This window comes from Exiguobacterium sp. ZWU0009, from assembly GCF_000798935.2.
GTDB lineage: Bacteria > Bacillota > Bacilli > Exiguobacteriales > Exiguobacteriaceae > Exiguobacterium_A > Exiguobacterium_A acetylicum.
Map to the genome: position 1 here is coordinate 2,730,215 of NZ_CP018057.1, position 23,861 is coordinate 2,754,075.

The 23,861-nt window shown below is 51.4% G+C and carries 22 protein-coding genes; 6 read left to right on the forward strand and 16 right to left on the reverse strand.

Annotation, left to right across the window (positions count from 1 at the left end; genetic code table 11):
• Positions 1-10: 10 nt before the first annotated feature.
• On the reverse strand, positions 11-1,084 hold the full coding sequence (locus tag L985_RS14155) for a glycerate kinase (RefSeq protein WP_047392955.1): 1,074 nt from the start codon (positions 1,082-1,084) through the stop codon (positions 11-13).
• A gap of 131 nt (positions 1,085-1,215) precedes the next feature.
• Here L985_RS14155 and L985_RS14160 point away from each other — a divergent pair, with 131 nt between their 5' ends.
• Entirely contained in the window at positions 1,216-1,905 is a 690-nt protein-coding gene (locus L985_RS14160) for a hypothetical protein (protein WP_047392952.1), read from the forward strand.
• Positions 1,902-2,522, forward strand: coding sequence for a hypothetical protein (locus L985_RS14165; RefSeq protein WP_047392949.1), 621 nt, complete (start codon positions 1,902-1,904; stop codon positions 2,520-2,522). The genes L985_RS14160 and L985_RS14165 overlap by 4 nt, the downstream gene beginning before the upstream one ends.
• A gap of 67 nt (positions 2,523-2,589) precedes the next feature.
• Here the strand turns inward: L985_RS14165 and L985_RS14170 are convergent, their stop codons facing one another.
• A complete protein-coding gene (locus tag L985_RS14170) occupies positions 2,590-3,501 on the reverse strand; it encodes a Gfo/Idh/MocA family protein (protein ID WP_047392946.1) in 912 nt (303 codons plus the stop codon).
• Between the two features lie 172 nt (positions 3,502-3,673).
• On the opposite strand from L985_RS14170, the gene L985_RS14175 reads away from it, so the two are divergent.
• Positions 3,674-4,927: an SH3 domain-containing protein gene (locus tag L985_RS14175; protein WP_047392943.1), complete on the forward strand. Its 1,254-nt coding sequence runs from the start codon at positions 3,674-3,676 to the stop codon at positions 4,925-4,927.
• A gap of 146 nt (positions 4,928-5,073) precedes the next feature.
• Positions 5,074-5,679: an AmiS/UreI family transporter gene (locus L985_RS14180; protein WP_047392938.1), complete on the forward strand. Its 606-nt coding sequence runs from the start codon at positions 5,074-5,076 to the stop codon at positions 5,677-5,679.
• Between the two features lie 226 nt (positions 5,680-5,905).
• Here L985_RS14180 and L985_RS14185 read toward each other — a convergent pair whose 3' ends face one another.
• The 13 genes from L985_RS14185 to L985_RS14245 are packed head-to-tail and all read right to left on the reverse strand — an operon-like array spanning position 5,906 to position 20,343.
• Complete coding sequence (locus L985_RS14185) at positions 5,906-6,796, reverse strand: LCP family glycopolymer transferase (protein WP_047392932.1); 891 nt, start codon at positions 6,794-6,796, stop codon at positions 5,906-5,908.
• Between the two features lie 29 nt (positions 6,797-6,825).
• Complete coding sequence (locus L985_RS14190) at positions 6,826-7,596, reverse strand: hypothetical protein (RefSeq protein ID WP_235609838.1); 771 nt, start codon at positions 7,594-7,596, stop codon at positions 6,826-6,828.
• A complete protein-coding gene (locus L985_RS14195) occupies positions 7,593-8,744 on the reverse strand; it encodes an aminotransferase class I/II-fold pyridoxal phosphate-dependent enzyme (protein WP_047392921.1) in 1,152 nt (383 codons plus the stop codon). The genes L985_RS14190 and L985_RS14195 overlap by 4 nt, the downstream gene beginning before the upstream one ends.
• Positions 8,741-9,814 carry a lipid II:glycine glycyltransferase FemX gene (locus L985_RS14200; RefSeq protein WP_047392918.1) on the reverse strand — a complete coding sequence of 358 codons (1,074 nt, stop codon included), beginning with the start codon at positions 9,812-9,814 and terminating at the stop codon, positions 8,741-8,743. Before L985_RS14200 ends, L985_RS14195 begins: the two co-directional genes overlap by 4 nt.
• Positions 9,795-10,415, reverse strand: a complete 621-nt coding sequence (locus tag L985_RS14205) for a sugar transferase (RefSeq protein WP_047392914.1) — start codon at positions 10,413-10,415, stop codon at positions 9,795-9,797. The genes L985_RS14200 and L985_RS14205 overlap by 20 nt, the downstream gene beginning before the upstream one ends.
• A 15-nt stretch (positions 10,416-10,430) precedes the next feature.
• On the reverse strand, positions 10,431-11,540 hold the full coding sequence (locus L985_RS14210; RefSeq protein WP_047392910.1) for a glycosyltransferase family 4 protein: 1,110 nt from the start codon (positions 11,538-11,540) through the stop codon (positions 10,431-10,433).
• The gene (locus L985_RS14215) at positions 11,528-12,871 is read right to left on the reverse strand and encodes a nucleotide sugar dehydrogenase (protein WP_047392907.1); all 1,344 of its coding nucleotides are present in this window, start codon (positions 12,869-12,871) and stop codon (positions 11,528-11,530) included. The genes L985_RS14210 and L985_RS14215 overlap by 13 nt, the downstream gene beginning before the upstream one ends.
• A 12-nt stretch (positions 12,872-12,883) precedes the next feature.
• Positions 12,884-14,233: a phenylacetate--CoA ligase family protein gene (locus L985_RS14220; RefSeq protein WP_029342630.1), complete on the reverse strand. Its 1,350-nt coding sequence runs from the start codon at positions 14,231-14,233 to the stop codon at positions 12,884-12,886.
• Positions 14,223-15,257, reverse strand: a complete 1,035-nt coding sequence (locus L985_RS14225; protein ID WP_047392904.1) for an NAD-dependent epimerase — start codon at positions 15,255-15,257, stop codon at positions 14,223-14,225. The genes L985_RS14220 and L985_RS14225 overlap by 11 nt, the downstream gene beginning before the upstream one ends.
• Positions 15,247-16,533 carry a glycosyltransferase family 39 protein gene (locus tag L985_RS14230; protein WP_029342632.1) on the reverse strand — a complete coding sequence of 429 codons (1,287 nt, stop codon included), beginning with the start codon at positions 16,531-16,533 and terminating at the stop codon, positions 15,247-15,249. Before L985_RS14230 ends, L985_RS14225 begins: the two co-directional genes overlap by 11 nt.
• Before the next feature lie 12 nt (positions 16,534-16,545).
• On the reverse strand, positions 16,546-17,805 hold the full coding sequence (locus L985_RS14235; protein WP_029342633.1) for an oligosaccharide flippase family protein: 1,260 nt from the start codon (positions 17,803-17,805) through the stop codon (positions 16,546-16,548).
• Positions 17,806-17,820: 15 nt separating this feature from the next.
• Positions 17,821-19,686, reverse strand: a complete 1,866-nt coding sequence (locus L985_RS14240; RefSeq protein WP_029342634.1) for a polysaccharide biosynthesis protein — start codon at positions 19,684-19,686, stop codon at positions 17,821-17,823.
• 21 nt (positions 19,687-19,707) lie between these two features.
• Positions 19,708-20,343 (reverse strand): YveK family protein, encoded by a 636-nt coding sequence (locus L985_RS14245; RefSeq protein WP_231681773.1) that lies wholly within the window; start codon positions 20,341-20,343, stop codon positions 19,708-19,710.
• Positions 20,344-20,681: 338 nt separating this feature from the next.
• On the opposite strand from L985_RS14245, the gene L985_RS14250 reads away from it, so the two are divergent.
• The gene (locus L985_RS14250) at positions 20,682-21,950 is read left to right on the forward strand and encodes an O-antigen ligase family protein (RefSeq protein WP_047392895.1); all 1,269 of its coding nucleotides are present in this window, start codon (positions 20,682-20,684) and stop codon (positions 21,948-21,950) included.
• A 28-nt stretch (positions 21,951-21,978) separates the two neighbouring features.
• Positions 21,979-22,737, forward strand: a complete 759-nt coding sequence (locus tag L985_RS14255) for a homing endonuclease associated repeat-containing protein (RefSeq protein ID WP_029342637.1) — start codon at positions 21,979-21,981, stop codon at positions 22,735-22,737.
• Positions 22,738-22,801: 64 nt separating this feature from the next.
• Here the strand turns inward: L985_RS14255 and L985_RS14260 are convergent, their stop codons facing one another.
• On the reverse strand, positions 22,802-23,797 hold the full coding sequence (locus tag L985_RS14260) for an ATP-grasp domain-containing protein (RefSeq protein ID WP_047392890.1): 996 nt from the start codon (positions 23,795-23,797) through the stop codon (positions 22,802-22,804).
• Positions 23,798-23,861: the final 64 nt, after the last annotated feature.

The following is a 23,861-nucleotide window of genomic DNA, read 5'->3' on the forward strand; positions in this document are numbered from 1 at the left end:
TTTTCCGACTTCATCCCTGTTTCAGTGAAAGTTCCTCGAGCCACTTACGTGCTTGTTCGCTCATACGAGCCATTGTCTGTTCTCGCTCGAGCGTGATTGCTTGTCCGGCATGGATCGAGCGACTATCGAGTGCGTGCGGCATGTTTTCTTCGACGATTCCAGCAAGGATCAGACAAGGGACGTCAGCTGCTTGTGCCATCCGCGTGACCTCACCCGGTAACTTACCGATTTGACTTTGACGGTCGACACGTCCTTCTCCCGTCCAGACATAATCTGCTTGCTCCATCCGCTCTGCTACGCGAAGATGTTGCAGGATCGTCTTGGCTCCTGGAACGATTGTGTCACCAAGCGCATAGATCGCTCCCCCGAGTCCACCGGCTGCTCCAGTTCCTTTAACATTTTCTAGTCCAAGTAACCTCCCGATCCGTTCAAGTTGTTGATCAAGCTTTACGATGTTTTCTAAAAGCAGTCCTTTTTGGGGACCGAACAGATAAGCTGGACCATCTGGACCATGATAAAGGGCTGTCACATCGACGAGCGCTTCCAGTTGAACAGGATACGCCGGGCATTGAATAGTATGCGTCTCAAGTAACGGATTCGTTTGAAATGAAATCGGGTCACCCAAGGCATCCTGTAACCGACAGCCGACTTCTGCGAGCAAACCAAGTCCTCCATCCGTCGTACCAGTCCCGCCTAAAGCCAGTCGGATATGCGTGATTCCTTGATCACGTAACTGAGCAATCAAACGACCGACACCGCGCGTATTCATTCGGACGGGATCATCCTCGCTTCGCCGCATCGGCAATCCACAAATACGCGCGACTTCGATGACGGCATCTGTACCCTTGACAGCGTACTCTACTTCACACGGACGACCTGCCAAATCCATCGTCATCGCCGTCTTCACGTCATATCCGAGTGCGAGATAGACATCGAGCGTTCCCTCCCCGCCGTCCGCAACAGGCGAAGAATCGATGATCGCTGTCGGATCATACGCTCGGATCCCGGAGGCGACAGCTTCTGCTGCCTCTTTCGAAGAAATACTCCCTTTGAATGCATCCATCAAAATCAAGTGACGTCCCATCTGTACATTCCCCCTAAAAAACTCGTATCAAGTTTTGATTGCGTTTCCAATTAATGTTACGATGATACTAATTTCAAATTACCATTACCTTATCTGACATTTCATTTTACATACACAGGAGGTCTTATTTCATGGAACGCTGTTCGTTATGTGGTACACCACTTCGTCAACACGATACGACTTGTTCTCATTGCCAACATCCTGTCATCAAGAAAGAACGACCAGCTGAACCACCTGCTCCGTCCTCTTCACGGACTTGGTTCATCAGCACCTGTCTTTTGCTCTTTCTCGTCGGAGGAGGCGGTTTCCTGTGGTATTCGTTAAAAGATCCCGTTTCGCCGGAAGCCGGTCAGACGCCTAGCGTCGAAGCACTCGCTCTTTCTGAATGGTCCGATGAACAAACGGCTTACAATCAAACGTATTCGAAAGATCGGCCTCCGACGTCCTATGATGTTCTTCGTTTCGTCCGCCAATACACACGAACGATCCCAGAGCTTGCGATGTATTCGAAGAAACACGATTCCATCGAGACATTTTCCGCGATCCAGTTTACGACCTTGAAGGTGTTCGAATCCGAGTTCGACCATCTCGAGCGATTGACGAATGCCGTTGATGCCCCTGTCGCTCCAAGTGTTCTTGCCGTGACATTCCAAAAATTCACGTCAAAGGGTGCTACGTATCGTTTACGTACACAGGAAACGTATCAAATCGAGACGGCAAAAGGGTCGAGACCCGTGACCTACCGTGTCCATTATCGTTTGAAAGTGCATACGGATCATCTCCAAATCATTGATGTCAACCGGACGGAGGTGAACTCATGAAACGTGTACTCCTCTGTCTGCCCCTTTGTCTCCTGATGGCGTGTTCGCCCGAAACATCCAAGATTCAAGAACAGCTCGAACAGCAAACCTACACCCGCGCCGTTGAACAATCGAAACAAGACATCGATGAACCGGCTGCTCGACTGATGGTTCAGCTTGAGCGACAGCTTGCTGGCTATCAACTGCGTGATGTCTTAAAAACCGCGGAGGCGATCGAACGTCTTCAACTCGCAACCGATCATCCTGTCCGAAAACGAGCAGAAGCCATTGCCCTCAGTGCAAGAGAGACGTTGCAACAAGTCAAACAGTTTGAAGGAACATATGAAGTTGAACGAAGCACGCTCGAAGACGAGCCGTTCGATGGAACCGGGCGCATCGATGTCTCTTTTGATGAGCAAGATACCTTGATCGCGACACTTCGCTTTGATCAGTTCGGTCTCCCCGACGCACTCCGAAACGACGAAGAAATCATTCGTTTTGAACCGGATTTCTCTGCTCGTGTCAGTTTATCCGGAGGACAAGTCAGTTACCGTTTCGTCCGTTCGACACTCCGCGTGACGTTCGAAGGACCCGGCGGTAAGCGGATCTATCAACTCAAACAACTATCAAAGAAGTAATAGCTAAAATGCCGCTTCACTCTGAGAGAATACCCTCGAGTAAAGCGGCATTTTTTACGATTCTTACTCAGCGCGCAGCTTGGACGTGCTCATACACCTGTTGGCATAATTCATGTGTCGCGAGGCTGTCAGAAGCTACGACCGATTCGGACGGTTCCCCTTTGACCGTCCGAAGAAACGCGTCCAGCATACCGACGAATCCACGGCGCTTTAATGTCGCTTCCCAGTTATCGAGCGGATATCGAAGCGTGCCTTGTTTCGTCAATTGATCGAGTGTCGTCACGTCCGTTGCGATTCGTTTTTCTTCCGGTCCCATCATTTCGACGCGTTCTTCCGTGATGCCGTTATTGCGGTTCATGACACCGATTGCCGTGATTCCGTTTGAGACGAATTGAATCGTCACGTGATGTAGACCGCTTGCGTCCTGCTTACTCTTGACGTGTAGGTCTTCAATCTCACCGCATCCTGTCAAGAAACGAAGCGTATCTGCGACATGGATGAAGTCGTCGAACAGAAACGGCTTAGCGTCTTCGATGAACGACGTTCGATTCTTTTGCATGAGGACGAGATTTGGATCGTTCACCTCAAGCAAGCGCTGATGCGCTGAAGCGAAGCGTCGATTGAATCCCGTGATGAACGGTAACTGTTTCTCCTCTGACAGACGTGTCAGTTCACGAATCTCTTCGATTTCCATCGAGACCGGCTTATCAACGTAGACGGCGATTCCTGCTTCTAGCGCTTGCCTTGCTTGCTCCGCATGGACGATCGTCGCTGAATGAATCATGACCGCATCGATTCCCTCCTGTACGGCGTCAGCAAACGTCGCGTATGTTCCTGCAAAGCGATAGGCCGCTTGCAATCGTTTTGCTTTCTCTTCATCTCGCGAGATCAGATACACCTCGATATCGGATCGTTCGGCATAGACGGGTAAGTAGGCTTTTTGTGCGATGTCCCCTAGACCAATGACTGCTAATTTCATGTGAACTCCTCCTTTTCCTCTGTTGCTTACATTCCCTATGATACGTCAATTGACACGAAAAGATGGAAATCAGCTCGTTACAGGATTCGAATTCCTTTTTTTGAAAAGAAGTGAATTTCCTTTTTTTGTTTTATGATAAAACCATATTTGAACAAGGAGGGAATGAGTTTTTATGAAGCGCTTGCTCCGTACTAGTCTTACGCTCTTATTATTGTTCGCTTTATGTCTTCCTGCCATACCTGCAAAGGCAGCCAGTTACCAAGTCGTCGTCACTTCGACGATTGGGGCGAACATCCGCTCAAAGCCGAGTACAGCCTCGTCTGCGACAATCGTCCGACGTGCCGCGTACAAGGCAAAATTCACAGCCGTCTCGTATACGAATGGCTGGTATAAGATCAAGGACGGAGGTACATATCGTTATCTATCGAACCAAGTCGCTAAAAAAGTAACGAGTAGTTCCGTGAAGACGTACAAAATCGTCGTCTACTCGAAAGCTGGAGCGAACGTCCGGACATCACCAAGCACGGCCTCATCAAAAAATATCAAACGACTCGCATCCTACAATTCGAAGTTCAATGCAGTCTCGTACTCGAACGGTTGGTATAAGGTCAAAGGGAAAGTCAATTATTATTACGTCTCTAGCCAAGTTGCCCGAAAAGTGACGACGAGCAGCCCTAAACCATCGAGTGGCAGTTATCCGGTTGCATCGATGCGGTATTTCAAGCTTGGATCGTCAAGTTATCAATTGACGAAGGAAAGCTTCGTCCGTCGTTACCCAGCGAGTACGACGAAACTGTTGACGGGAATCGTCGCGTATGATGAAGCAGCACGTAAAGGTACGCTCGATCAAACGTTCACTCTGACGTCTTCGATGTTATCCGTTCCGGCAGGTAGCAGTGTCGCTGGCTTCCGGGCTGGCGATAAAGTCACGATGCGTCAACTGTTGAACGGGATGCTGATCCGCTCTGGTAATGATGCAGCAAAAGCGATCGCTGTCCGGACAGCAGGTTCTGAATCGAAGTTCGTCTCGTACATGAACAGTCGCGCCCGTTCAATCGGGATGAGTGCGAGCCATTTCATGAACCCACATGGCTTCTATCATCCAAGTCATTACACGACGGCTGCTGATATGCAAAAACTCGCGAATACATATGCGAAGTACAGCGCGCTCATGACGATCAGTGGACGAAAATCATACCAGACGACTGTCAAAGGACCGTACGCACGGACATTGACGTGGTATCACACGAACACGTCACTTCCAGGTGATACGCGTGTTTATGCGAGCAAGACCGGTTACACACCGGAATCTGGTTACACACGTGTCTTCTTCATCAAAAAAGGCTCGACGCGATATGGTCTTGTCACACTGAAAGGATCGTTGTCTCAAACCGAGACGACACTCCGTTCTGTCTTGAACCAATGATCTTTTAATCAACAACCTGATTCCCTTTCCGGGAGTCAGGTTGTTTTTCGTTTCGCCTCTAAAATTATGCTTGCGCTGAAAACGAATTCATCTTAGAGTTAAGTTTAGAATCAGACGTCTGACGTCTTAATGAAGGAGAGTTTTACGTGGGAAATGTCAGTTTGTTATTTGGGGGCGTCGCGCTCTTTTTAAATAGTTTGACCTTGTTCGGAAAAGTCAATCTCCGTAGTGCGGGTGTCTTCAGCCTTATCACTGGTCTATTGCAGACGTTCATCGCGACCTATCTCGTCATCGGTGCAGCAGGTGATCCAGCCCTGACGTTCGGATACGCGAGCATCTATCTGTTTGCCTTTACGTATGTGTACGTCGGGATCACGTTCTTATTCAATCTCGACGGGAGCGGTGTCGGTTGGTTTTCCTTGTTCGTCGCGATTGCCGCCTTGTTTTATGCGTTCGTCAGCTTTACGACGAATGACATCATCGGTGGTGTGACCTGGTTGTTCTGGGCACTGCTCTGGAGCCTGTTCTTCCTCGGAATGGGAATGAATCGCCCGATTGATGCAATCACTGCCCGCGTTGCCCTCGTCTTGAGCTGGTTGACGTTGATCGTACCGGCACTAATTGGTCTTCGGTTCGGCTACTTCAGTTCGGCATACCAGTGGTTATGGAGCGGTGCTGCCATTCTGACTGTTGTTTATTTCCTCTATACGATGATGAAATTCTCGATGCTTCGGACGATCCGCTCGTCGTGACACGCTAATCAATTCATCAAAAAAGATGTCCATTTTCGGTTTTGAATCGGAGATGGACATCTTTTTTGTTCAATTTGTAGTACGCGTCAAAAGAACAGAGGAGGAGTTTGTTCGCTCGACATCGCTTCCTAGGGAAAATGACCCTGCAGCGCAGCGAAGCGGCACGATGCTTGTCCCAGGAAAACGATGCGAGGCGAACAAAGCGTACGCTCGTTCTTCCCTCATATCATTCCAATGCTTCCTGCAGCTGAGTTTGAACTTCTTTCAACGACTTATCCGTCGGATGCCAATAGTAGATTCCGTCCGATTCGATGCCACCTTTCCCATCAAGTGATAAGGTCTCGACATTTCGTAAAGCATCCCGGTAATCCGTCGCGACGGTCCGAGCAACGGAAAACGGTACGTTTGTCTTAACGTTTTTCCCGAGTGCTTCAAGGACGGCATTGAAGCGACGAATCGAGAAGTCCTCCGTCATCTTATCAGCAACCGCCTGAACGACTTGCCGTTGACGGATTTGTCGTCCAAAATCTCCGCGTGGATCATCATAGCGCATTCGCGCATAAGCGAGCGCTTCCTTCCCGTTCAGTGAAAGTTCTCCTTTAGGGAACTGCATCTCATAGTATGAAAAATCGATATCGTTCTCGACGGTGACCCCATCGACGGCGTTGACGAGATCCGTAAAGCCGTCTAGATTGATCTCTGCAAAATAGTCAATCCGGATATCGAGCAGATGACTAACCGTATCGAGTGACATCTGTGGACCACCAAACGCATACGCGTGATTGATCTTATCATTCGACCCATTACCGATGATTTCTGTCTTCAAATCACGTGGGATACTGATCATCTGGCTCTTATTCGTATTCGGGTCAATCGTCACGACGATGATCGTGTCACTACGTCCTGTCTCATTTTTCCGTTGATCGACGCCGAGCAAGAGAAACGAGAGTCCTTTTTTCTGTTCGACGGCCTTCTCTGTCTCGACGCTCGCCTTGACCGGCACTTGAACCTCTTGAAGTGTTTGACTCGCTTTATGATAGACATATCCGCCTGAACCGAAGAGAAGGAGCAGGCAAATCCCCGTCAGTGTCAGTATGATCCATTTCCATTTCTTCATCACCCATTCTCCTTTTCTTCGATTTGAATTCAGGACGGCCGTTGTGCTTCAAGTACGAGTAAGGCATTGCGCCAGCTACCGAACAAGGCAGTGATGACACCGATGCTCGGTGCATCGCGTCCGATACTGAACCGTTGATAACTTGCGATCGTCAGATTTTCCGTTTCTTGCGCGGCTGCAGCAAGTACGTCGAGTACCTCTTCTTCCCGCCAGCGTTTACGGGGAAATTCGATCCCGATGATTTCCAGGGCGTTCGACCAAGAGCCGTACCGGCGGGCAATCGTTGCGACGGTCGGACGATTTTGACCAGCCGCCCACTTCGTGTAGGTCTGGCTCGTCAAGACCGGCAAGGCACCTTGCGCTTCAAGTAGTGACTCGATGATCCGTTGTTCCATTTCCTGTACGCGTTCCTTCAAGATATCTGCTTCTGACAATGCCTGCTGCCACGAGTTGAATTGATGGACGATATCCGTCAGGCTTGGTGCTTGCTTCTGTTGTGCCCATTCGCGGTACGTCGCGCTCGTGAAAGGATCGAGTTCCTCCCGTGCCTGACGCAAAGCGTCAATGATTTCCGATTTCGTGAACGTCAAGCGGGCTTGTCCGATGCCAGCTCGTTCCAAGGCAATCTGCCACGATCCAAACAGCATCAAGATTTCCGCGACGCTTGGATGAGTGGTGTTCAGTTGCCAGCGGAAATAGGTATTGGCCGTCAATTCATTCTTCCCGTTCGCAGCGAGACGGAGTGCGAGGATCGCTTCCTCCATATCGCGCATGACGATGTCCCCTTCCCATATATTCATGACTGGACGTTCCGGCGTACGGTCGTCTGCAAGGCATGACGAACGTTTCGGATGACGACGGCTTGTTCAGTGAACGTCATTTGTGAAGCAGACGGGAGGCAGATCCCGTCTTCAAACAGGCGACGGCTGATATCATCCCCTTCTGCTGTGACGAATGGTACATCGCGATAGACGGGCTGTAAGTGCATCGGTTTCCAGACCGGGCGGGATTCTGCGTTTGCTTGTTGCAACGTCCGAATCATTGCATCACGTTGCGCTTGACCACCAGGTAAGAGAAAAGCACTGAGCCAGCGGTTGGCGAATGTTCCGGTCTGCTCGACTTGCGACGTGACGCCGTCCGGTGCAAAGGCACGATCGTAACGATCAAAGATTTTCCGCCGCGCATCGACGCGTTGATCGAGGACTTCAAGTTGTCCGCGTCCGATCCCAGCAGCGACGTTGCTCATCCGGTAATTGTAGCCGACTTCCGTATGCTCGTAATGGAGGACCGGTTGTCGCGCCTGTGTCCCGAGATAGAAGGCGCGTTCGATCAAGGCTGGATCATTTGCGACGAGCATCCCACCACCTGACGTCGTGATGATTTTGTTGCCATTGAATGAATAGATCCCGAACGTCCCGAACGTTCCTGTCATCCGCCCGTTGACGCGTGTTCCAAGTGACTCTGCTGCGTCTTCAATCAACGGGACATCGTACTCTTCACAGAGGGCGGCGATCTCCTCGATTTGCGCTGCGACACCGTAGAGATGGACGACGATGACCGCTTTCGGAAGTTTTCCTCGCGTTGCTGCCTGGATCAACGCGCGTCGGAGTGCAATGGGTGACATGTTCCATGTTTCCTCTTCCGAATCAATCAGGACGGGACTAGCACCAACGTAGCGAATCGGATTCGTCGAAGCGATGAACGTCAAGGACTGACAGAAGACGTCATCCCCCGTCGTGACACCAAGCGTCGCGAGTGCCAAGTGGATCGCCGCCGTTCCGCTACTCGTTGCAAGTGCTGCACCAGCCCCTGTGTAGGCACGCATATCTCGCTCAAAGGCGTCGACGTTCGGTCCGAGCGGTGCGACCCAGTTCGTCTCGAGTGCTTCCGTGACGTAACGTGCTTCTTGGCCACTTAAGTGCGGGATGGAGAGCGGGATGTGTTTCATGATGTTTCCTCCCTTCGAGGTGACAGCTGACGGAGTGGCGTCCGGTAGACCGGAAACCAATTCCCCGTCTCGACTTCCGGATGTTGTCGTTTGATTTGTCGTGCGAGCCGGTCATAAATCGTTGTATCAAGAATCGATGTCCCGAGTCCGAAAAATGTTCGATTCGCTTCGCCAAAAGACCGTTTGTAGGCGAGTAAGCTATCCTCATCGGATCGTGTCGTTCCGCCACCGAGATGTAACGCTTGCAGACCAGCTTGTTTTGCCCAGCGAATCATCTCCGCGAATAATAGGTGATTCGGTCGAAGCGACAAGTAGGCAGGATCTGAAGCACCGAGGTGATAATGTGCGAACTGGCGACCCGTTAAGACGATGCAACCAGCGATGATTCGTCCCTCTTGTTCGGCAAGCAACAGGACATTTTTAATCCGTCCGTCGGCGAAGTGATCAAAGTAGGTCTGATCAAAGTAATACCGCGCATCGGCTTGATGTTTATCCATCGTCATCTGGTAGAGACGGGCGAAGTCCGAGTACTCTTCCGGACGCCCGAGGCGAATCGTGACCCCTTCGCGACGTGCCTTCCGGATATTGCGTCGCGTCATTTGCGAGAATCCACTTTCGATCGTCTCGAATGGATCCGTCAGCTCGAGTGTCACGGTCGGCTGCAAGATATCCGTTTGATGGCACCAGTGTTGACCGAGTTCCTGGTTGTGTAGCAAGGGGTGGAAACGAACCGTCTCGGTGACGATCCCGGTCTCGTGACAGTATTGTTCGAATCGCGCGCGGGCTTCGCGAATCTGATCGAGTGACCAGATACCTGTGAAATAAGGACCACCGTAGCCGTACGGCGTCGTGATGTCTTCAAAGAGTGTGCCTGGAATCGGACGCCGCAAGTACGGATAGATCAACGTTCCGAACTCTGTTGGATAATAAAATAATTCAGGAATCTCATCGTGCTCTTTTGCGAGTTCGAAGTAAGCATGTTCGTAGTAACAATCGAGCTGATAGCTCGCGACGAGCGCGTCCCATTCCCGTGGATCCCGAATCAAGCGTTCATCGCTTAGCGACATCATGGGGAACACCTCCGTCGAGACCCTTGAACTCACCCATACTAGTCTGGTGAGCCGTCGAGTTTCCTTCTGATGAGATGACCATTTTGAACGTCTTGAACAGGATATAGAGATCGAGTCGGAACGTATGGTTTGCCGCATACCATTGATCTTGTTCGAGGCGTTGCTGCCACGTCGTTGCGTTGCGACCGTGAATCTGCGCCCAGCCTGTCAGACCAGGCAAGACGTCGTGCCGTGTCATCTGCTCCTTCGTATAGTGATTGAGATAACTGACGAGTAAGGGACGCGGTCCGACAAAACTCATCTGTCCGCGGAGGATGTTAACGAACTGCGGAATCTCATCAAGACTTAAGCGACGAATCCACTCGAGCGATGCTGGAATCCGGTCTGCATCCGGAAGGAGTTGTCCGTCGGCATCTGTTTCGTTCGTCATCGTACGGAACTTATAGATTTTGAACAGCTCCCCCTTATAGCCAGGGCGGACTTGATTGAAGAAAATCGGTCGTCCGAGTTTCGTATAGATGACTAAGGCGACGACGGCATAAACAGGAAGTAGGATCAGGATGGCGATGAGGCTAACCGTGAAGTCGAATGTGCGTTTCATGATGACGTCCTCCTTTTACATAGCTGAAAAGAGATCAAGTTGTCGTTTGATGACGTCGGCTTCGTTGAAATGTTTCATAGCACGGTCAAATCCGTTCCGTCCCATCTCGTTGGCACGGTCTGGATGTTCGACGAGTGTGTTCATCCGTTTAGCGAGCTTTGTGACGTCGCGGACTTCAACGAGATAACCCGTTTTCCCCTCGACGACCTCTTCGCGGCAGCCGCGGATGTTTGTTGCGATGACCGGTTTAGCACTCGCCATCGCTTCGATGATTGATCGTGGTACGCCTTCGCGATGTGACGGTAAGACGAAGGCATCGACTTGTTGGAACAAGGCGGGAACATCTTCGACGAATCCGAGGTAATCGACGTTTGGAATCTCGCGGATCCGCCGTAAGAATAAGTGTTTCGTCGTTTGATCGCGCTCACTCGCCATCATCTCACCGGCGATGACGAGACGGGCTTCCGGATGACGATAGACGACATCCTCGAACGCATCGAGCAGTTCGAGAATCCCCTTCTCTTCGACGATTCGACCGATGAATAGGAAGGTAAACGGTGCTCCGGCTTCACGTGGTCGTGGATAGAAGCGCGTTAAGTCGATGCCATTTCCAAGGTGCATCAGGCGCGTGTTCGCTTTGAAGCGTTTGCGCTGAGCGAGTTGATAATCTTCCTCGCTTTGGAGGAGCAGGTAGTCGGTTGCGAAACGTGCTAGCCACTTTTCGACGGAGTATGTCAGCTGATACGTCATCCGCCCCATCTTCTCGTGGAAGTAAAAGCCGTGTGCCGTATAGACGATATGCTTCGTTCCGGCCCGTTTCGCGGCAACGCGTCCGAGAGCGGCGGCGACCGGTGTGTGGACATGGACAGCGTCGTAGCCGTCCTCCTTCAAGATTCGCGTGATTTCTCGGATTGTCCGCCAGTTACTCGTCCAGTCGATCCGGCGCTCGATCGGAATGTCATGCATCCGGAATCCTTTGGCTGCGAGTTTTGCCGAGGCACCGGTGTCGGCACAGGCGATACCGACCTCGTGCCCAGCGTTTTGCAAAGCAAGTAAGAGCGGCTGCAACATCGTCTCTGCCGTCGTATCAAGGGCACAGACTTGAAGGATTTTTAGAGGCGCCATACGTGGACCCCCTCTGGCTGTTCTGACCGTGGCAACATCCCTTTGATGTCGACGACGATGCCGCGTCCGACTTTGAGTAGATGTTGTGCTAAATTCCAACCACCTTCGACATATTCTTCGTGTGAGACAGCGAAGATGACGACGTCGGCTGGTTTGAGTTCGCTCATTTCGAGTAAGTCGATGCCGTACTCGCGTTTCGCCTCACTTTTTTCGACGAGTCGGTCCGTCACCTGGACGTCGATTCCGAACTCTTCGATTTCACGGACGAGGTTCGCGACTTTCGAGTTACGGATATCGCTGACGTTCTCCTTGAATGATAAGCCGAGGATCGTGACGCGAGCGCCGAGGACCGGCATATTTTGTTTAATCAAGTTCTTGACGAGCGCCGTTGCGATGAAGCGTCCCATCGTATCGTTGATCCGGCGACCAGCGAGGATGACTTCCGGATGATAGCCGAGCGACTCCGCTTTCATCGTTAGATAGAATGGATCGACGCCGATACAGTGACCACCGACAAGACCTGGACGGAACGGAAGGAAGTTCCATTTCGTTCCGGCTGCTTCGAGAACTTCGAGCGTATCAATGTCCATCCGGTCAAAGATGATTGCTAGTTCGTTCATCAAGGCGATGTTGAGATCACGTTGTGTGTTCTCGATGATTTTTGCCGCTTCCGCGACCTTGATCGATGAAGCACGGTGGACACCAGCTTCGACGACCGCTTCGTAGACTTCTGCGACGACGTCGAGTGTCTGTTCATCCTGAGCAGAGACGATTTTTTTGATTGTCTTGAATGTGTGCTCGTGGTCGCCCGGGTTGATCCGCTCCGGGGAGTAGCCGACGAAGAAGTCGACGCCAGCGCGTAAGCCAGATGCTTCTTCAAGAACCGGGATACAATCTTCTTCCGTCGCCCCTGGGTAGACCGTCGACTCGTAGACGACGATGTCGCCTTTATTGAGCTGGCGACCGACGAGATGGGACGCCCGTAAGAGTGGCGTTAAGTCTGGTTGATTCTGCGCATTGATTGGTGTTGGAACAGCGATGATGATGAAGTCGCTTGCTTGGAGAGCAGAAGGATCCGAGACGTAGTCGACCGTTGCATTCTTCAACGTGAACGGACTCAGTTCGAGTGTTGCGTCGATGCCTTCTTGCAGTTCTTGAACGCGTTGTTCCTTGATGTCAAAGCCGACGACGTCTGTTTTTTCGCCAAAGGCGACGGCGACGGGAAGTCCAACGTATCCGAGTCCGACGACGGCAATCGAACGGTTGGCAATGGGAAGTGCACCGGTTTGGGCTGCTGTCGTATCTACGATGTGTTTGACTGCCTTGTTCATGGTGGGTTCCTCCTATTTCATCGACTGTTTGACGATCAACGTTTTTCCGTTTGGTTCCTGTTTGACTTGTTCGACTGGTTCAAGAACAATCTTCATCTCGGAGCCGAGCAACTTGCGCATCTCGTTCAAAAGGATCTGTTCGTGTTTCGGATGGAAACGTTTGGCATCTGGAATATACCGGAGTGTCACATGGTCAATCGTATGCTGCTCGACTTGGAGTCGTAAGACCGAATTCGGCAGTTCACGGGCAATCGTTGTAATGTCCCCTTCAAACACCTTGCCCCGCTTTTCGCTGACGATATAACTCGTTCCTCGTCCATCGATTGAAGCGATGACAGGTCCGTTTAAGCCACAGCTACATGTCTCGTCACTGAGCGTCATCCGGTCACCGATCCGGTAACGAATCAGTGGCGTGCCGCGTGTCGTAAAACACGTGACGACGACTTCACCGTCCTCTCCATACGGTTCGATGATGCCCGTCTCATGATGGAGATGAAGTTTTCGATGACTGCATTCTGAAATGATTGGCGCGCCTTCAGAGGAACCGTATTGATCGAAGACCGGTGCGTTGAAGGCTTCCTCGAGAACCGAGCGCATCTCCTCCGTCACCGTTTCCGATGTCGGGAAGATGGCGATCAGTGGGATATCCAGTCGAATGTGATGCTTCAGCATATAGCGGGCGATTTCGACCATTGCTGTCGGTGTGCCGTCAAGTGCCTGTGGCTGGAATCGATTCAGCTCCTCGATATAAGCGGGAAAGTTCTCTTCCTTCATGTGAAAGATGGAGACGAGCAACTGATTGAGCGGCCGGTTCATCCGCCAGAAAATGGGTTTCTTTTGATCGACAGCTGTCAACGTCCGACCGGTGAAGCTCGCCCGCCGCATACCGGCGTGAAAGCCATGACGTTCCTTGAAGTAGTCGAGATGCGCCATCCGTTCCTGGACATCCTCGCGCATGAACGCGACTTGGAGCGACTTTCCGCTCGTTCCGCCCGTCCGCCCTCGGACCGGCGCATCGACGCGGGACATGAACGCATCGTTATTTTGGCGAAGCGTCTCTTTTTCAAGGATTGGGATTTTCTTCAGCTGCTCGAGTGATGTCAACGGTAACTGGATGTCATGTTCGTGAAAGAGTTGCGTGTAGTACGGTGTATGCGTCACGACGAAGGCTAGAAAGGCATTCAGGCGATCGAGTTGTTCCGCTTTATAATCCTGCGTCCGATCCTTCATCCGGAGCTCCTTCATCTTCTGTTCATAGAAGGGACCGTACCGTTCTTGCATCAACTTGCGACCGTATAACGATGTCAGCCAATTTTGGATGAAGATCGGAGAGCGGTAGTAGAATTCCTCTTTAAGCGCCATCTTGGATTTCCTCCTTCAGCAAGTAGTGACTCTCGTACCAATCGATGAATGCGTTGACACCGGCTTCGACCGTCGTCTGTGGTCGATAGCCGATCGTCTCGAACAGTGAGGAAACGTCAGCAAAGCTTTCTGGAACGTCGCCTGGTTGAAGCGGCATCCCCTGTTTAATTGCCGTCTTACCGAGGCGCCGTTCGATCAAGGCAACAAATTCGTTCAGTCGAATCGGGCTGTGACTGCCGATGTTGTAGACGCGGTACGGAACGTTGCTCCGATCCGGTAACGGGTTTGAAGCATCGAACGTCGCGTCGACCTCCGGTTCAGTCTGGAACAGGCGGTAGATGCTTTCGATGATGTCGTCGACGTAAGTGAAGTCCCGTCCCATCTCGCCGTAGTTGTAGAGATCAATCGGTTCGCCTTTTGCGATCGCCTCTGTGAACTTGAACAGTGCCATATCCGGGCGTCCCCACGGACCGTAGACACTGAAGAAACGAAGTCCGGTCGTCTTGATGCCGTAGAGGCTACTGTAGGTGTGTGCCATCAGTTCGTTTGCTTTCTTTGAAGCGGCGTAAAGACTTAGCGGATGATCAACGGCATCCGTCGTCGCGAACGGCATCTTCGTATTCGATCCGTAGACGGAACTGGAGGAAGCGTAAATCAGTTGTTCGACTGGGTGATGCCGACACGCCTCAAGAATCGAGAGAAAGCCGACGATGTTTGACGTCATGTAGACGTCCGGTCGATCGATGCTATACCGTACCCCTGCTTGGGCTGCCAGATGGAGAACGAGATCGATTGATTCCTGTTCGAAGATCCGCGCGACGGCTGCCGTCTCTTCGAGTGAGACCCGGTAAAACGTGTAGTTCGTTCCGAGTTCAGCGAGCCGGGCTTCTTTTAACGTCGGGTCGTAATAGTCGTTCACTTCATCGAGTCCGATGACCCGGTAACCCTCCCGGATGAAACGACGTGCGGCGTGAAATCCAATGAAGCCTGCGATACCTGTAATTAAGATCGTTTTATTCGGCACGGTGTTCGACCTCCTCGAAGTAGTGGCGCGCTTGCCAGCGCATGTAGTGAACGGATGTGTAGACGATGAGTAACATCGGGAACAACTTATACCGGTGTCGGATGGCCGTTCCGACATTGCCGGTTCCTAGACCGAAGATGACGGCGTTAAGCGCAAAGAGAAGGAAAAAGAACAAGAGAACGCTGCCGAATGGATGCTGACGGATCAGTTTAAAGAAACGGACAATCGCAAAACAGGCGATGAAGTAGAAGATGGCGTCAAGGAAGAAAATCAGAATGTTCATGACGCTCGACCATTGCCACGGGAACGGTGAGAACAGGAAGTAAATCATCCGAATCGGTGAGTAGAGAATCATGTCAGCTGGACCTGTGACCGTCAATCCGTTCAGATAAGCGGAGCCGCCACGGTCGTAACTCATCCCGCTGAACAACTGTCCGTTTTCTGAGACGTGGGTGAACTTCGCGAACAAGACGTCCTGGAAGCTGTAGACGATGAAGCCAACGATCAGTACTTGAAAGATCAGTCGCTGCACCTTCGTCGGTTCAAAGTCCATTCGTCGTGTCTCATGGCTATAAAACGAGAAATAGACGAGTAAGACGATGATCCCGACAGCAAGACCGGAGTGGAACATCGTACTAACGAAGTAGCCGAGATACGCGAGCGTCATATACCATCCGGACTTGTCTTCCGTCCAGCGCACCATGTAGTAGAGTGTATAGACGATGCCAAGGGCGACGATCTGGTCACGCAAGAGAATCGGTGAGAGTAACAATCCTTGCGGGAAGAACGCGAAGATCAGTGTTGCTGCGAACACGTATCGTTCCGGTAAGCGTAACCGTTGCAGCGTCTTCGCTAGGATGATGACAGCGACGACACCGAGAATGACGTTCAAGAACTGAGCGAGGATCCGTTCTGGACCGAACATCAGGTAGAAGATTCCGAGAAACTTGGAATAGGTGCCACGAACGACATCATTGAAGGTCGACGGATCAGTGAAGATTTGGACACCTTCGAGATGAAAGGCTTCCGTGTCGTCACCACTGTGTGGCGGTAAACGGAACAGCTCGAGATCGATGAACATCAGGACCAATCGGACGAAGAAAGCGGTGATGAAAACGAGAAAGAGTGGCGTCGTCTCTGCTTGACGAAGCAAGTAATAAAGAAACAACACCGAGTTGATGAGCAGCAAGGCGGTCACGTAGGTGTCCGGGAAGAGCGACCGGGCGAATTGACAAACGAGCGCTTCGATGACGATGAGTAGTAGGATTGGTCGCATCTTCTTCCCTCCTCAGCTGCTTTGTTCGACGACGAGCGTGACGTCCCGTGGATATAAGGACCGATACAGTGCCGGTAACAATAGGACGATCTGAGTGACAGCGCAAAGGGTGTAAGCGATCGTTGCACCGTATAGACCGTACAGCGGAATCAAAAAGCTACAGGCAATCAGGTTGACGACGACACTGCCGAAGATCGAGATTGTCTGGATCCGGAACTGCTGGAAGCCGGTCAAGAGTGCCTGAATGACGGTCGAGTTGTAGAAAAAGAGTGAGGCGACCATCATCAAGACGAAAATCAGATGGTATTGAACGAACGATGCGTTGTAGAAAATCGTCAAGCCCCACTTGCCGAAGAAGATCGCTCCGACAATCAACAGGATGCCGACGATGTTCGTCATCAGTAACATCGAGCGGGTCAGCTTGCGTAATTCCGGCAAACTTTGGCGTTCGCCCGTCTCAGACGAGAAGTTCGGTAGCAAGACGGCGATCAAGGAGTGGATGAACAGACTGCCGAGTACGAGTAGATAGGCGATGCTGGCGTAATAGCCAAGTTCTTCCGTGCCGATCGTGCGACCGACGAACAATCGTGGGATGTTTGCGTTCAAGGCGATCAGGAGTGCGACGAATCCGAGTGGCATCGCTTTGAGGAACAGCTCCTTGCCTGACCGATATCGTAAGTCGAGCGCTTGATTGTCAAAGCCACGACCGACCCGGCGAATCGTCGGTAAGTCGTATGCGAGTAGCATGATCAAGTTCCCAGCAATCAAGGCGAGCACGAATCCGTGAATTGAATGGGTCGTAAAGAGGACGAGTGCTGCGCCTGAGACGTTCAAGAGACTACGGAAGATCTTCGAGACCGCGACTTCCTTGAAGGCAGTGTGTCCTTGCAGGAAACCATAGGCGAGATCGGCGAACGACTCCATGTACTTATTCAGGTAGACGAGTAATGTCAGGAGTAAGATGTCCGCTTCACCGAAGAAATAATAGACACCGAGTAACACGAACACACCTGCCGAGAGGAGTGAAAAACGAGTCTTGATGAAGAGCCAGAAGTTCGTCAGGCCAGCCCGTTCTGCCGTCAGGATCGTACTGGCGTTCAGCCAACAGAACATGACGATCGGTGCGGTGATGGCAAGGGCATAGTTGAAGTAACCGATGTTGAGCGGTGTGCTCCATTTGATCAGGAGCGTCAAAATCATCCATTGATGGAGCGAGTACGCCGTATCGGCAATGAAGATGAGATTGAAGCGGGACAGCCGGGCCGTTTTCATCGTTTCCCCTCCTCTCTATTTGCGAGCGATCCGTATCGTTGGTGCGACCGGGTCGGTATCGGTTTCGTTCGTGACGTCTAACAAATACTGGCGGAGTGCTTCGTCCTGACCGAGCGCTTGGGCGATCTCACGCAAGTACGGGTCGACGGATCCAAAAGGTCGTGTCTTCCCGACGAGGATCTTGTCGAAGACGAGCTCGTCATGGACTTCATCGCGAGCGAGCAATTCCTCGTAGAGTTTCTCACCCTTTCGAATGCCGCTGTAGACGATCGGGATCTGCTCTTCCGTGAAGCCACTCAAGTGAATCAAGTTCTTCGCCAGTGTCGTGATGTGGACTGGTTCACCCATATCAAGGACGAAGACTTCGCCACCTTTCGCGAGGACACTCGCTTGAATGACGAGTCGACTCGCTTCCGGAATTGTCATGAAGTACCGCGTCATCCGGGAATCGGTGATCGTGATCGGTCCGCCTTTGGCGATTTGTTCCTTAAACAGTGGAATGACGGAACCACGGCTCCCGAGGACGTTTCCGAACCGGACGACGGCGAACGTCGTCTCGCTGTTACGTGCCATCTGCTGGATGACCATCTCGGCGATTCGCTTCGTTGCCCCCATCACACTCGTCGGGTTGACGGCCTTATCGGTCGAAATCATGACGAAGCGTTTGACACCAGCTGCTTCCGCCGCTCGAGCGACGTTGCGTGTGCCGTAGATGTTGTTCTTGACGGCTTCACTCGGATTATCCTCCATCAGTGGTACATGCTTATGGGCTGCTGCGTGATAGACGAGATCCGGTTCAAACCGTCGCATGACTTCAAGCATCCGATCACTGTCCTGAACATCGGCGATGACGGATTCGAACTGGATGTCCCGACTGAGACACTCGAGCTCCCGACGAATCAGGTAGATGCTGTTTTCGCCGTGCCCGAGAAGAATGAGCCGTTCGGGACGGAAACGAATCAGTTGCCGACAAATCTCGGAACCAATCGAACCACCGGCACCGGTGACGAGGACGGTCGCGCCATGAACGCTTCGTTCGATTTCCGTAATATCGAGTTCGACCGGTTCCCGACCCAGTAAATCAGCAATCGAGACTTCACGGATCTGTTTGATCGAGACTTTTCCGGATGCCAGTTCGACGAGCATTGGTAACGTATGCGCTTCGACTTGGGTTTGTTTGATCCGGTTCAGCAATTCTATCCGTTGCGGATACGGTAACGATGGAATCGCGAGGACGACTGCTTCAATCTTTTGTTCCTCGATGATGCATTCGAGCTGGTCGATCGCTCCGATGACGGGAACACCGTGAACCCGCATCCCGCGTAGTTCGAGCGAATCGTCAAGTAATCCGACGACGTTTAAGATGTGCGACTTCTTTTGCTTCAGCTCTTTTGTGATCATCTGACCGGAAGCACCGGCACCGATGATCAGCGTTCGTTTGCCGAGCGTCTTATTGTCAGGAACGAGACGAAGGCTACGTCCACGAATCAACAACCGGACGAATAAGAGACCGTTTAGGACGAGTCCTGTTTGCAGGAAGATCGCTCGTTCGACCGCAAAGTCGAACAAGGCGTATTCGAGACCCAGTAAAACGAAGCTGCTAGCGAGGACGACGACGAGTAAGACGGCAAGATCACGAAGGCTCGCGTAACGCCAGATGATTTGATAGAAGCGCATCCAGTGTGCGACGAATGTAAGAGCGACCCACTGGATGAGGGCGATTTCGAGTGCGTCCTGCAACTCGAAGTTGACGGTGAGATGGAGCGGATTAAAGAAGTAGAACGTAACGACAGTCGCGAGTGCGATGATTCCAGCGTCGATTAGGCGAAGGAGTCCGATCTTCAACTGTCGACGATACGGGGTGAGCGGGGAATGCTGCATGACGGTGTCTCCTCTCCTCTCTCATGAATGACTGCGGGGAATCGCTTTCGGATAACTATCAGTGGATTCGCGTGTCGCTTCCTTTTTGCTTAACGAGCGAGAATAGACGATCAGGAGTCCGAGCATCAGACCAAGAACGCCACCGATGCCTGTATTCATTAGGATGTTCGGTGACACGGGTTTCGTTGGAATCCGTGCGCTTGAGAACACTTCCGTCTTACTCGTGTTGATCAGTTGTGGGAGATAATCCTGGAAGACTTCCGTCATCGTATTAGCCTGGATGGCTGCCTGCTCCGCCGAACGATCCGTGACGGATAAGGCGATGACTTGCGAATCGAGATTGCTCGAGACTGTCAGACGATCCGTCAAATCGAATAACCGCTTGTCGGTGACGTTCATCTTTTGGGCGACCTGATCGACGACCTCTGGGCTTCGTAGGATATCTTGATAGGTACTGACGAGTGTCGGCGTCGATGTCGCCTCTGCGTTCGCTTGAGGAACGACAAGAATGTAGGCCGTCGCCTCGTATGTCTTCGGGATGACATACGTGCTAAGCGCATATCCGGCTCCCGCGAAGAGAATCATGAAGAGTGCGAGTAGCCACCAGCCGCGTCGGAGTGTCGTTAGATGATCTCCGAAGGTTTTTCTTTGATGCATCGAGCTCACTGTTGTTCACCTCTTTCTGGCTTGACCGAATGGATGGACATTGGTTATGTCTACACCTTATTTCCAATCGACTCCCAAAACAATTAGAGCTTGATGGAAATGATTATATTTTTTTCGGTAGCTATCTCGCTTGCGTGACACTAGTTCACAGCATGAATTCATATCACGAAAAAAACGCGATTCACGAAAAAATGATCACGTTTCCCTTAATCTTTTTTCATTTATCTGCATGATGTTTTGAAAGATAAGGGTAAATACCAATTTGATGATTAAAAAGTGCTCAAATCGGTAATAAGTCCTATATGAAGGGTGGATAGTCTTTAGAAATCATGTTAAAATCAGCCAATATACCCACATCTTTTGCCTTATCCATCCTAGTCGTTTGGATCATGCTCGATGCTTGGATTCGTCCCTTATCCTTCACGGACGAAGTGTTGCCGAAACAGTGGTCCCTTTGGTTGCTTCCGGTCTACATCGTTCTGTTCAGCGTCTGTTGGCTCATCTTACGACCGTTCTATCGCGCCAACCGAGCGACTGGACATCAAATTGCACTTATTTTTCTGATTTATCTGACATTTCATATCGTTTTTTTCTTTTTTAACGCGAATACGGATCGTATTCTTGCTTCGCTTTACCTCATTTCGACTTGGCTATTCGTTGGCATCGTCTCTTCGCTCTCGCGTACATTGATCGAACAATGGCAACGACTGTTGTGTCACTTTCTTTATGGACAAGCCGTCTTTCTCGCTTCCTACGCCCTCATCGTCTCATTTGGTTCAGAGTATGTTCCGGTCGAAAACCTGCAATGGCTTCGAATCGGTCCTTTGTCGTTTCCTCAACTGTACGTCGGGGAACAAGGCTCGTTCCTTCGCCTCGCTGGTCTGATGAACAATCCGAATACGTTTGCAGCGTGGCTTGTTCCAGGAGGACTGTTTGCTTGGTTCTACCTGCTCAGACAATTCCCGCGTCGGCAAAGCTTTCTGCACGCGGTCCTTCTCTTGCTCATCATCATCGCGTTACTCAGAAGCGGTTCGCAGACAGGAATCTATTCTTTTCTCCTTCTTGCTCTGCTGACAAGTATTCGAATGGTTCCGGGAATGAAACGGCGGTTGCAGGTGACAGCATGTTACGTAACGGGAAGCTTGATTCTCCTAGCTGTCTTTGCGTTTCAAGGACTGCTTCCCCGTTTGCTCAGTCTCAACGGACGATTTACGCTTTGGCAAGCAGGATGGCGCGCTTCCACTGATTCGCTTTGGTTCGGACACGGGATTGGAAGTGCCCCACGCGGTCTGCAGGAACAACTAAACGAACAAGTTCTCTATACGTTCCACAGCACACCGATCACCCATCTTTATGAATTCGGACTCATCGGTTGTTGGCTGTACGGTGCAGTCTTTCTATATCTGTTCTATCGACTGTTTCGGATTCAGACGACGGATTTCGCGTTTCTCGCCCTGTTGCTTGCTAGCTGGCTCGGATTGCTCCAATTTACGGAAAGTATTCTCGTCAGACCGAGTGGATTTTATTTCATTTGGCTCAGCCTTCTCGCTTATACGTCGCTTCGTCGACTTCCACCTCACGACAGTACCCACACCTAGAGCACCTACACGAAAGGGGTATGACATCATGAAGAAATGGACAGAACAACAAGTCATCGATAGCCTAATCGAAGCTAGTATCGAATATCCCGCTCTCGACGCAAAGACGTATGCACGTTGGTCGATTGGAAAAGATATTCCGTCGATCACGACGATCATCAATGTATTCGGCTCTTGGCGTGAAGCACTCCAAGCGGCCGGTCTCTCATCGATTCGTCCGTACTTTTCAGATGAAGAGATCCTTGCTTTCATCAAGGAAGCATCGACACGCTTACACCCTTTCCATAGCAACAGCTACCGAGAATGGGCAAAGGCGAAACATGGACCCTCCTTGACATTGATCAACTTACGTTTCGGTTCTTGGTCACGTGCACTCGAAGAAGCACAAATCGAGATGACACGCTCCATCTCGATGACGGAAGAACGGATCATCACCGCCTTACTCGAAGCTTCTGATGTCCTTCCCCGTCTGACGACACAGACGTATGCGATTTGGGCACAGGAAAATGGTCATCCGACAGTCGCGACGATTGCCCGTAAATACGGTTCATGGGCAGATGCCCTCGCTTGCCTCGACATCGCACCGCCTCGCCGGAAATGGGTCGAAGAAGATGTCCTTGAAGCACTGCGGCAGGCACAAGAAGAATTACCTTCCCTCAGTATCATTCATTACCGGAAATGGGCAGAAGGTCGCTCGGTTCCGAGTACCTCGACGATCAACGCTCTCTTCGGTAGCTGGACCTCCGCCGTGCAATGCCTCAAGCGTGCACGCGTCTCTCTTTCTTGATTCTGCTCTTCTACCTAAAAGGAGTGATCCGGTATCACTACCGAGTCACTCCTTTTTCGTGCGCTTATGGTTTTTTGATTTGCTCAAGCAAAGCTGCAGGCAACAGCGTCACCGTGTCGTGCTTCAATAGATAGATGTCTTCCGCATATGCCCCGATGCGTCGGGGATTACGTCTTCCCTGCAGATTGTTTCGGATCGCTTTCGGAAAATTAACGCCGCATTCATACGCATGTGGATATCCCCCACCGAATCGCGGATTGATTTCCGATAGATAGAGCGTTCCGTCCACATCGAACAGATCGAAATCAAGCGGTCCGACGAGACCGGTTCCACGTAAGACCTGCTCGACCAGTTCAAAGACATCGTCGCGTTTAACGGAGCGACTCTTATCCGTTTCCCCTGCACGCATGACGAGTTTCTCCTTGATGAAGATATCGGTCACTTCATGCGTCAACCAGTCGACATAGACATCGACACCGAGTTCTTGTCCTCTTAAGTATTCTTGAATCAATAAATCCGGATGGACGGCAAACAGTCCTTCAACGACTTCGAGGGAGGAGACCGCCTGGACATGGAGACTGGCACTCCCATTGCGTGGTTTGACGAAGACCGGGAACTGTACCTCCCCTTGCGCAAGTGCGCTCCGGAATGCTTCGAGCGTCACGTATGTCCGCGCATGCGCAATCCCTTCCGCGACACAATACGTATACATCGCGTACTTGTCGAAACAGAGACGACAGGCATCCATCGGTGAGACGAGGACTGTGACACCGATGGCTTCAAACCGTTCCGTCGCCGCTGCGAGCAATTCCAGTTCAGGATCAATCAATGACAATAGCGCCGTCACCTGTTCGCGCTGACACAACTCCAGCAAATGATCGATATAATCCGGTGCATCGATGCAGGGAACGAGATGATGGCGTTCTGTCATATAAAGACCCGGTGCGAGTGAACTACAATCCGCAGTACTGACGTGACCGTCCGGCATCTCACGGACGAAATACTCGACCAGCTTCGTCCGTCGACCGACGCTCGTCATCAACAAATGGGAAGTCTTCATAGGGCAGTCTCCTTCGTTAAAAATGATGCCTGTTCTTTTCGTGCTGGAAGGAGACACTTCCTGC